The sequence below is a fragment of the Kitasatospora sp. MBT66 genome (assembly GCF_000710405.2).
GTDB lineage: Bacteria > Actinomycetota > Actinomycetes > Streptomycetales > Streptomycetaceae > Kitasatospora > Kitasatospora purpeofusca.
The window spans coordinates 228436-238286 of sequence record NZ_JAIY01000017.1 but is presented as its reverse complement, the minus strand read 5'-3'; the positions used below and the strand labels follow the sequence as shown (position 1 = coordinate 238286).

At 73.9% G+C, this 9851-nt stretch carries 12 protein-coding genes; 9 read left to right on the top strand and 3 right to left on the bottom strand.

Annotated elements, in window-relative coordinates; all coding sequences use genetic code 11:
- The 4 genes from BI06_RS39955 to BI06_RS39940 all read left to right on the top strand — a co-directional run.
- On the top strand, nt 1-1427 hold a 1427-nt coding region (locus BI06_RS39955; RefSeq protein ID WP_369826371.1), incomplete at its 5' end, for a DUF58 domain-containing protein.
- On the top strand, nt 1424-2056 hold the full coding sequence (locus BI06_RS52695; protein WP_051742847.1) for a hypothetical protein: 633 nt from the start codon (nt 1424-1426) through the stop codon (nt 2054-2056). The genes BI06_RS39955 and BI06_RS52695, both read left to right, overlap by 4 nt.
- 110 nt (nt 2057-2166) lie before the next feature.
- A complete protein-coding gene (locus BI06_RS39945; protein ID WP_030394462.1) occupies nt 2167-2478 on the top strand; it encodes a helix-turn-helix transcriptional regulator in 312 nt (103 codons plus the stop codon).
- 135 nt (nt 2479-2613) lie between these two features.
- Nucleotides 2614-3816: an MFS transporter gene (locus BI06_RS39940; RefSeq protein ID WP_063795130.1), complete on the top strand. Its 1203-nt coding sequence runs from the start codon at nt 2614-2616 to the stop codon at nt 3814-3816.
- Between the two features lie 194 nt (nt 3817-4010).
- On the opposite strand, the gene BI06_RS39935 is transcribed toward BI06_RS39940, so the two are convergent.
- Complete coding sequence (locus BI06_RS39935; protein WP_043476759.1) at nt 4011-4880, bottom strand: DUF3592 domain-containing protein; 870 nt, start codon at nt 4878-4880, stop codon at nt 4011-4013.
- 106 nt (nt 4881-4986) lie between these two features.
- The gene (locus BI06_RS39930) at nt 4987-6099 is read right to left on the bottom strand and encodes a hypothetical protein (RefSeq protein ID WP_043476756.1); all 1113 of its coding nucleotides are present in this window, start codon (nt 6097-6099) and stop codon (nt 4987-4989) included.
- A gap of 371 nt (nt 6100-6470) precedes the next feature.
- Between BI06_RS39930 and BI06_RS51865 the strand changes: the two genes are divergently transcribed.
- The 4 genes from BI06_RS51865 (at nt 6471) to BI06_RS39910 (ending at nt 8439) form a co-directional block, all read left to right on the top strand.
- Nucleotides 6471-6641 (top strand): hypothetical protein, encoded by a 171-nt coding sequence (locus tag BI06_RS51865; RefSeq protein WP_157855266.1) that lies wholly within the window; start codon nt 6471-6473, stop codon nt 6639-6641.
- Nucleotides 6638-7267: an RNA polymerase sigma factor gene (locus BI06_RS51860; RefSeq protein ID WP_051742846.1), complete on the top strand. Its 630-nt coding sequence runs from the start codon at nt 6638-6640 to the stop codon at nt 7265-7267. The genes BI06_RS51865 and BI06_RS51860 overlap by 4 nt, the downstream gene beginning before the upstream one ends.
- A gap of 5 nt (nt 7268-7272) precedes the next feature.
- Complete coding sequence (locus tag BI06_RS39915; RefSeq protein ID WP_051742845.1) at nt 7273-8121, top strand: hypothetical protein; 849 nt, start codon at nt 7273-7275, stop codon at nt 8119-8121.
- A 120-nt stretch (nt 8122-8241) separates the two neighbouring features.
- Nucleotides 8242-8439 (top strand): hypothetical protein, encoded by a 198-nt coding sequence (locus BI06_RS39910; protein WP_043476753.1) that lies wholly within the window; start codon nt 8242-8244, stop codon nt 8437-8439.
- 337 nt (nt 8440-8776) lie between these two features.
- Here BI06_RS39910 and BI06_RS39905 read toward each other — a convergent pair whose 3' ends face one another.
- The gene (locus BI06_RS39905) at nt 8777-9379 is read right to left on the bottom strand and encodes a DJ-1/PfpI family protein (RefSeq protein ID WP_043476751.1); all 603 of its coding nucleotides are present in this window, start codon (nt 9377-9379) and stop codon (nt 8777-8779) included.
- Between the two features lie 190 nt (nt 9380-9569).
- Between BI06_RS39905 and BI06_RS54355 the strand changes: the two genes are divergently transcribed.
- Nucleotides 9570-9842: a hypothetical protein gene (locus BI06_RS54355; protein WP_043476748.1), complete on the top strand. Its 273-nt coding sequence runs from the start codon at nt 9570-9572 to the stop codon at nt 9840-9842.
- The last annotated feature ends 9 nt before the right edge of the window (nt 9843-9851 follow it).

The following is a 9851-nucleotide window of genomic DNA, read 5'->3' as shown; positions in this document are numbered from 1 at the left end:
GCCCGACCGGCCCCACCGGCACCCCCACCGGTACCCCGAGCGGCGCGCGTACCGGCCGTCGTCCAGGCCGTCGTCCAGGTCCTCGGACAGGCCTGCGGGGCCCGGAGCGGGCCGCCGCGCGCCTGGTCGCCCGCAGCACCAGAGCCACACTGGCCGGCCTGCCCACGACGCCGCCCTCCCCGTACTGGCGGCCCGGCGAGCGGGCCCTGCGCCTGCTCACGGTGGCCACCGTCGCGGCCGTCGCCGCACTGGCCACCGGTCGTCCCTGGCTGCTCGCGCTGGCGGCGGGCCCGGCCGTCCTGCTCGCCCTGGCGGCCACGGGCAACGACCGGCCGTCCCGGCTGGACGCCGAGAACAACGTCACGCCCCGCCGCTGCCTGGAGGGCGAGCCGATCACCGTACGGATCACCGTCCGCCACGACGGGCGCATCGGCCGGCTCGACCCGACCGCCGCCCTCGGCCCGGGCGTCACCCTGACGGCGGTGACCGTAGGCACCAACGAGGTCGACCTCGTGCTCCGGGCCGAACGGTGGGGCCGCTGGACCCTGGGCAGCGTCGACATCGACGTCTACGACGCCGGCGGTCTGACCCGCCGGACGGTTCGCACCGACCTCGGCACGATGGACGTCTTCCCGGAGCCGAGCGCGGCCCGCCTCACCCCGATCCCGGTGCGCTTGCCCGAACGCATCGGCGAGCACACCACCGCGCACGAGGGCACCGGTGTCGAGGTGGTGGGCGTGCGCCCGTACGTGCCCGGTGAGCGCCAGCGGCGCATCCACTGGCCGTCGACCACCCGCCGCGACGCCGTCCAGATCAACCAGTTCGCGGCGGAGCGGGCCGCCGACGCGGTCGTCCTGATGGACACGCTGGCCGACTTCCGGGACGCGGCCACCGGCCGCTCCAGTCTCGACGAGACACTGCGCGCGGCCACCGGGCTGACTCGTGCCTACCTGCGCCGGCACGACCGGGTCGGTCTGATCGCGGTCGGCGGGAAGCTGCGCTGGCTCACCGCGGGCAGCGGGGAGCGGCAGTCCTACCGGATGGTGGAGAGTGTGCTGGAGGTCCGTCAGGACCGCGGCTACCGCGGGCTCCTCGCACCCCGGCTCCCGGTGGCGGCACTGCCCCGGCACGCGCTGGTGTACGCGTTCACCCCGCTCGCCGACCAGCGGATCCTGGAAGTGCTCGGCCGGGTCCGCGACCTCGGAAACCCGCTGGTCGTGGTGGAGATCCCGGCCGGCGAGCCCGCGGTGGAGCCCGGTGACGAGATCGACGCCGTGGCCCTGCGCCTCTGGCACGCCGAACGCGAGGCGATGCGGTCGGCACTGCGCGCCCGGGGCATCCCGGTGGCCCGCTACACCCCGGGCGAGGCGCTCGACCTGGCGCTCGCACCACTGCTGCGCCGCCGGATCGGAGGAGGAGCCCGATGACCACGCCCGACCCCGTCCCGACCCCGGCCCCGGTTCCTGTGGCGGCCCCGATTCCTGCCGCGGCCCCGACCGCCCCGACCGCCCCGACCGCCCCGACCGCCCCTGCGGCCCCGTGGTCGCGGTGGGCCGAGCGGGCCGCGCTGCGCTGTACCGGTGTCGCCCTCGCGCTCACCGCCGCCGGGGTCGGCGCCGCCGACGGTGCGGCGGACCGCTTCGGGCCCGCCGCCGTGGTGGCCGCCGCGGCCTTCGCCCTCTGGGCCGCCCCGCCGCTCGAGGAGCCGCCGCACCGCCCGCACAGCTGGCCCGGCCGGCTCGCCGGGTCACGCAGTACCGTGCTGGCGGCCGGGAGCGTCCTGCTGGCCGCGCTGGGCGAGCCCCCGTTCGGGCGGATCGCGGCGGTGGCCGCGCTCCTGATCGGCTATCTGCTGCTGGTCGACGTCCTCGGCCCGCAGCGCGACCGCGCCCGGCCCGCGCACGTGCTGGCCGCCCTCGCCGCCTCAGGGCTGGTCCTGTCCGTCGCGTTCGCGCCGACCGGGGCGGGGGAGTGGTCGCGCCCGATCGCCCTGGCCGGCCTGGCGGCCACGGGCTGGGGCGTCGCGCGGGCACTCCGGCCGCGACCCGGCGGTTGAGCGGGGGCGCGGTGCGACGGCCGCGAACCGGGGTTCCGGGTTGACACGTTTCTTCGTATCGAGAATATTAGATACGTCCCGGGAGGTCCGGCTCGCGAAAGGGGTGTGCGGTGGATCCACTGGCCGTCCACAAGGCGCTCGCCAATCCCGCGCGGGCGGAGTTCCTGCGCTGGCTGAAGACGCCGGAGCTCTACTGGGACGAGGAGTACTACCGCGAGCGCGGTGTCGGCTTCCACATCGGCGTGTGCGTGACGGAGATCCGGGAGCGTTCCGGGTTGGCCCAGTCGGTGGTCTCCGGCTACCTGCAGATTCTGCGGGACGCCGGGCTGCTGGTGTCGGAGCGGGTCGGCAAGTGGACCTTCTACCGGCGCAACGAGGAGACGATCGCCGCCTTCGCGGCGTACGTGCGCGACGAGCTCTGACGCTCGTTCCCGGGTCGGCGCGGGGGAGGGGTGCGCCCTTTTCGCGCACAAACCCATCTAACTATCTAGATTTGTAGCTCGGTCTGGCGGGGCGGCGCAGCCGTGCCCGCGCCCGGCCGACGGCGGAAGGCAGTCATGGGAAAGACCGGTCCTGTTGTCCTGACCCTCTCCCTGGGGGTGTTCGGCATCATCACCACGGAGATGGGCGTCGTCGGCGTCCTGCCCCGGATCTCCGAGGAACTCGGCGTGCCGACGGCGACAGCCGGGTGGCTGGTGGGGGTGTTCGCGCTCGTGGTCGCCGCGGCCGGCCCGTTCGCGACACTGCTGGCCTCCGGGGTTCGGCGCAAGGCCGTCCTGGCGGCGGCGCTCGCGGTGTTCGCGGCCTCCAACGCCGTCTACGCGCTCACCGACAGTTTCCCGGTGATGCTCGTCTTCCGGATCGTGCCGGCGCTCTTCCATCCGGTGTTCTTCGCGGTGGCGCTGACCGCCGCCACCCGGCTCGTGCCGCCGGAGAAGGCCACCAGGGCCGCCACCACCGTCTTCGCCGGGGTGACGCTGGGCTTCGCGTTCGGTGTGCCGGCCACCTCCTATCTCGCCGAACACTTCTCCCTCGCGGCCGCGTTCTGGTTCGGCGCCGGCGCCAACCTGCTCGCCCTGGTCGGGATCCTGGCTCTCTTCCCGTCCATGCCCGCCGGGCAACGTCTCTCCTACGGGGACCAGTTGGGCATTCTGAACCGCCCCCGGCTGTGGCTGTCCCTGTCGGCCGTGGTGTTCGTCTTCGCGGCGATGTTCTCGGTCTACGGCTACTTCGCCGAGTACCTGGAACGCGTCACGCACCTCGGCGGATCGACGATCGGTGCGCTGCTGATGGCCTTCGGGGTCGTGATGGTCCTCGGCAACCTCCTCTTCGGCCGGCTGCTGGAGCGAGACCCGGTCCGGACGGTGACCGCCTTCCCCGTCCTCTACGCGCTGCTCTACGTCCTCCTCCGCACCGTCGCCCCGTGGGCCGGCCCCACCGTCCTCGCCGTGCTCCTGTGGGGCGCGGTCCACTCGGGCGGACTCGTCGTCAGCCAGACCTGGCTGGCCCGGGACGCCCAGGACGCCCCGGAGTTCGGCAACAGCCTCTTCATCTCGTTCTCGAACCTCGGCATCACGATCGGCAGCGCCGCCGGCGGCCTGGCGGTCGCAACCGTCGGAGCGAGCCAACTCCCCTGGGTGGGAGCGGGGTTCGCACTGGCGGCACTGGCCGCCGTGCTGCTGCGCCGACGGCTGGGGCCCGAAGCTCCGGGCGAGGGGACGGTGGACCGGGCCGAGAGGCGCACCCGCGTAAGGTCCTGACACCGGGGCGCAGGCCGGGTGCGGGCGGCGGAGGAGCCACGACACGGCCGGCGCCGCCCCGCGACCGGGAGCGCCGCTCGTCCCCGGGGCGGACCCGGCTCCGGTTCACCCACGGTCGAGACCTGCCGTGCGGACCGGGCTCCGAGGGAGCCAGACCCCTCGGAGCCGCCGGCCGACCCGGCCCCGACTCCGGGTCAGAGCAGCAGGACGCCCGTGACGGCCGCTGCCGCGACGAGGACCAGGAACACCACGTTGACCGCGATGTCGGAGCCTACCGAACGCTGCTGGGCCGCGTGGTCGAGGACGAATCCGGCGGGGTCGTCGGCGGGGTAGTGGACCGTCAGGTGCCGCCCGTACGAGTCGGCCGGATCCGGCACCCCCGTGTCGCAGTGCGCGGTGACGGCCGCGCCCTCGCGGGTGGTGAACGCCACCACTGGTGTGACCGTGGTGGAGGTACTGCCCTCGGCGTCGGTGGTGACGTCCCGCAGTACCGCGACGATCCGGCCTTCGGCGGCGATCATCGATGCCAGCCGCTCACGGCGGTGACTGGTGTCGCGCACGTTCCCCGGCAGGTAGCAGACGCCGACGAGGGCCCACGGCCCGCAGACGCCGATCAGCGCCCACGGCCAGCCGCGGTCGACCGCGGCGGCGACCACCAGGCCGGCGTACAGCAGGAACAGCGCCGTGTTCGGCAGGCCCAGCCCGCGACCGCCCGCCTGCGGGTCCGCGGTGAACCGGTAGTCGTGCGGCCTGCCGCGCGGGTAGCACACCCCGATCTCCCGGCCCGTCCACGCGGCGGTGATCGTCTCACCCTGCTCGCCGTGCTCCCCGTCGTTCGTCACCACGACCCGCGCGCCGCTGGACGGCTCGCGGTAGGACACCACCACCGGGATTCCCCCGCGCCGGGAGCCGCCGTTCCGGGGCACCCGCACCTGTTCGATCCGTCCCGGGACCCGCACCGCCCGCTGCGCGCGCGTCATCCCGGCCAGCGACCTGCCGTACCCCACCAGCGCCACCGCGCCCAGCACCCCGCACCACACCGCCAGGTACCCGTGCCACCCCATCGCCCGTCCCTCCTGCCGTTCCGACCCCGTCGCTCCACCGGCCCGCACCACCCCGGCCCGCCGCTCCACCGGCCCGCAGCACCACGACCACCGCTGCCGCGCGCCCTCAACGGGCCGGGCTGCGCCGCACCACCGTGCCCAGCCCGTCCGCCTCCAGCGAGGCCGAGCCGCCGGCCCCGGCCACGCCGATCCTGATCGTGAGAGCACCGGCCAGGCGTTCCGCGGAGAGCTGCCAGGTGCGCGGCCCGTCGACACCGAGCGTGGTCCTGGCCTCCTCGACCAGCGCGGGCACGCGATCGAAGGGCAGCGACCGCGGGTCGAACGCCGGGGCGCTCACCCCGTCGGGGGCGAACACCACCGTCAGCAGCTGCTCCCGCACCACGACGGTCAGCGCCTGCCTGCCGTCCCGGCCCCCGCCCCCGGTGAGCGACTCGACGGCCTCCCGCAGCACGCCCCGGTCCAGCACCGACCGGCCGGGGCCGAAGGCCACCGTGCCGGTGGTCGAGGAGGTGACCGTGGCCGTCACCGAGAACGTGCTCGTGCTTGTGCTCGACGAGGTGACGGGCCGGGCAGCGGGCGTGTCGGTGTCCTTCCCGAACAGCTCGGCCCGCATGAGCAGGACCACGGCGGCCGCGCCGAGCAGCACCCCGAGCAGGGTGGTCAGGCTCCAGGCGCAGCCGTCCGGGCGGTCTGCCACCACGACTGGCCCGGATGCCGGTTCCAGGACGGCGCCGGCCGCCCGGTCCTCCCACTCCGGGGTCGGCCGCCTCACGATCCGCAGCAGCCACGGCCGGTCCGGAGGGTAGCGGACCACCAGGACCGTGCCCGGCCGGTGGTCGCTGAGTTCGGAGACGTGCACGCCCTGGGTGATCCGGATGCGGAAGGCGGGCGCCAGGTCCGGGGCGACGGTCAGGTCGAAGCACACCGGGACGTCCGTCTCCCCCTTGACCGTGCGCATCTCCCGTCCGTCGATCAGCGCCAGTGCCGTGAGGGGAGCCAGGGCGCCCTCCCGGGCCCGGCGCGGCGCGCCGGCGAGGCGGAACAGCAGCGCGTAGGCCGCGAGCAGGGCCGGACCGGCGACGATCAGGGGGACCCTGCCGAGAGTGCAGCCGACGACGAAGGCGGCCAGCGACGCCCCGATCACGCCGCCGGTCAGGAATCCCCTGGCGAGGTCGAGGGGAGCGGCACCGGTGGGCGGTGCGACCGTGGCGGTTGTCATACGGGTGATTCTGTCCGTCCGGCGCGGCTGCCGACAGGGGTCGGTGCGCGTTCGATCGATCATTCTCCCCGGCCGACGGCGCGAGCCGCCGTCTCTGCTGAGAGATGAACGAGCAACGCTTCTTCTCCACCGGAAGGAGCGGAGTCTTGAACACGTGGCCCGGTCGGCGTCCTGGGCCGCGCTGCCGGCACTCTCCCGTTCGTGGGGTCACCGGTTCGCCGGATCGGAGCACTCGGATCCGGAATTTCTTCCTCTTGGGCGTGAACATTTTCGATGTTCGACCGAGAAGCTGGCCTCAGACACGCTCCGGACTCCCCGCACTGACTCACCGTCACGGAGCGCGCAGCCATCGAGAAGTGAAGGACCAGCACGTGACGACCCCCATCCCCGCCAAGTTGTTGACCGGCGCCACCCGCCGGCCCGGGCACCACCCCGTCACCATCCGCACCGCCTGCGCGCCCCCCGCCCAGCCGCGGACGCCGCGCCACCACCGCACCGCACCGCGCGGCGCCGTCCCGGACCCGACCCGGGGGGAGCGGTGAACGACTTCCCGCCCGCGGACGCGGCCGACACCTCCAGCACCCGCATCCCCCGACCGGCCCCCGACCCGGCACCCCTGCCCATATCGTTCACCGCCTTCCACGACCTGCACGCCCAGCGCTACACCGACTACGCCTTCGCCCACCTCGGCGACCCCGCCGTCGTGTGCGACCTCGTCGACGACGTCTTCGTCGCCCTCGCCGACCGCTGGCACCGCGTCCTCGCCCAACCCAGCCCCGCCGCCTACGCCTGGGCCCTGCTGCGCCGGGTCGTGGAGGCCGAATGCCTGCGCCGGGCCGAACACCTCGCGCTCATCGAGGAGGCCGCCTTCGCCTACGTCCTCATCGAACGCGCCAAGCGCCTCCTCGAACAGGTCGACGAGTGCATGGTCGAGGACCTCGGCATCGGCATCAGCGTCGCCCGCGCCATCCAGAAACTCCCCGGCCGCCAGCACGACGTCGTCGTCCTGCGCTTCCTCGCCGGCTACACCCCCACCCACATCGCCGAAGTCATGGGAATCGAGGAGGGCACCGTCCGCTCCCTCGTCTCCCAGGCCAGAACCCGCCTCAAGACCCGCCTCGCACCGCGCCGCACGCTCGTGCGCGGCCGCACGCACGACGAGGAGTGATCCCTATGGACCCGCTCGACATCCTGCTGGCCGGAGGCGGCATCCGCGCCGCCGGCCCCACCCCCCTCTACGACCTCACCGCCGGCCGCCGACGCATCGCCGAGAAACTCGCGGTCCGCCGCGCCGAGCGCTGCGCCCATGAGACGGACGACCCCGTCGGCAGCGGCGCCGGGTACGAGGGACGGTGGCGCACCGTTCCCGCACCGCAACTGCCCAGGGCGGCCACCCGGCCCGGACCGGACGGTCCGCCGCCCTTCCCGGGCCCCGGCGGACCGGCGGGGGAGTGCTCGCCCGCCGACGCCCAGAGCCTGACCCACCACGATCACGCCGACCGCTACCTGCGCGCCCTCGCCGGCGTGATCATCGGCGAGGACGGCGCCGCCGACGCCCTGAAGCGCCTGCACGACGGCACCGTGGAACCGCACGGCGCCCTGGTCTTCGCCTGCCTCCTCCACCTCGTGGGCCGCTACCAGGAGGCCCAGTTCTGGTGGCAGTTCGCCGGCGGCGCCGAAAACGCAGCCGCGTGCCTGTGCCTCTACCTCCACCACGTCCGCCTGGGCGAGATGAAAGCCGCCGAGCACTGGTTCGCCCAGGCCGTTCGCCCGGAGGCACTCCTGCCCGGCCGCCCCGCGACGGCGGCGCTCCTGCCGCCGGTCCCCGGCTGCCACCTCGCCTGCCTGCCCCTGGTCAGTGACCACCTCACCGCCCTGGGCGCCGCACCCCACCCACCGGACCCCGCCCTGCGCGAAGCACTCGACGACCTCGACATCGTCCGCGACGCGGAGTACGGACCGATCAGCCTGCCCAGCGACGACCTCGCCGACCACCTCCACGACCTCGCCACCACCAGCTGACCACCCCCACCCGGGCCCGCACCTGCCCCAGAACACCGCTCCACCGGCCCGACCGGCACCCCACGAACAAGGGCGGACCACCTCCCGGACACCGGGCCGCTCGGCACAACGGAGAAGACGATGAAAACCCCGGACCACCACGAGGACGCACCCCGGACCGCCGACACGAACCACCGGCCGTCCACCACAACGACCGGCGCCGGCAGCAGGAGGCCCAGGCCGGCGGACAAGGCCGTCACCACCGCCGGCATCGTCGTCGGACTGCTCAACCTCGGATTCACCCTCTGGGACAGGATCGGCTCCCTCCTGCAGACCTGACCGCACGAGCACCACCGGCCACGGGGACCCGAACCGCCCGGCCCGCCGCCGCACCCCGGCCCTCTCCCCGGACCGCAGCCCGGAACAGGGCCGGGGCGCGATCTCCGCGCCCGTGCAGCGGGGGGAGCGTCAGCGCATCGGCGGGGCAGACGGCGTCGAGGGCCGAGCAGGGCATGACCGAGCGGATCACGGCTGCTGCCGGTGGACAAGAGGTAGGCCCGCGTCGTGGCCGCAGGCCGGGATTCGTACGGTGCTGTCTCGCAGCACGGCGAACAGGACATCCGTCCGGCATCCGGCCAGTGCCGTGCGGGGGACGCCGCGCGGCGGCCGTCGCCGGCTACACCGGCGGCTCGGGGTCGTACTGGATGCCGCGGCGCACCTGGCGGGCCCGCTCGACCGAGTGCAGCCGCGCCACGAGGTGCAGTGCCATGTCGATCCCGGCGGAGATGCCGGCCGAGGTGATGAGGTCGCCGTCGTCGACGAAGCGGGAGTCCCGGCGGACCTCGGCCGTGGGCTCCAGCTCGGCGAGCAGGTCGAGGGACGTCCGGTGGGTGGTGACCGCGCGGCCGCGCAGCAGACCCGCCTTGGCGAATACCAGCGCCCCGGTGCAGACGCTGGTGGTCAATGCCGCCTCCGCGGAGAGCTTGCGCACCCAGGCGAGGTGGTCCTCGTCCTCCATCAGCGGCCGGGTACCCTGCCCGCCGGGGTGCAGGAAGACGTCGACGGGCGGCATCGCGTCCCGCGAGAAGTGCGGCAGGATCGTGAGGCCCTTCGCGCACTGCGCCGGAGCCCCGTCCCGCGAGATGCAGTCGACGCGCCAGCCGTCCTCGGGGAACTTGCGCGTCCAGTAGGAGAGCACCTCCCACGGGCCGACGGCGTCCAGTTCCTCGACGTCCGGGAACAGCAGGATCGCGATCCGGCGGAGTGTTTCGTCGCTCATGGGCGCCATCAAAGCAGAGGCGCGGGAGTCACCGCCAGGAATTCTGAGCGGCCGTCCGGCTGCGATGACCACGCCTTATGGTTCGCCAACAGCCGTGCGATGGAAATTTTCTGATGATGAGACAGATGACGCTGGTATAGACCTGTATCTGGATTGTGCCTGTCCGATCCAGCGGCGACCGCCGGCGCGGGTGCCGAGCATCCACAGCGCCGCTTTCCGGCGACTGTGGGCCCGGCACGACGTGCGGGGCAACGTCCACGGGACGACCCTGTTCCAGCACCCCGGGGTCGGCGGAATCACCCTGGACTGGCACACCTACCCCCTGCCCGGCACCCCCGGCCCCGTCCTCCTGGTCTTCACCGCCGAACCCGGAACCGCGGATGCGGACCGCCTCCAGGTCCTTGCCTCCCTGCACGCCACCCGGGACGCGGCTATCGGCTCCGCTCCGCGCCGAGCAGGTTGATCGTCGGAA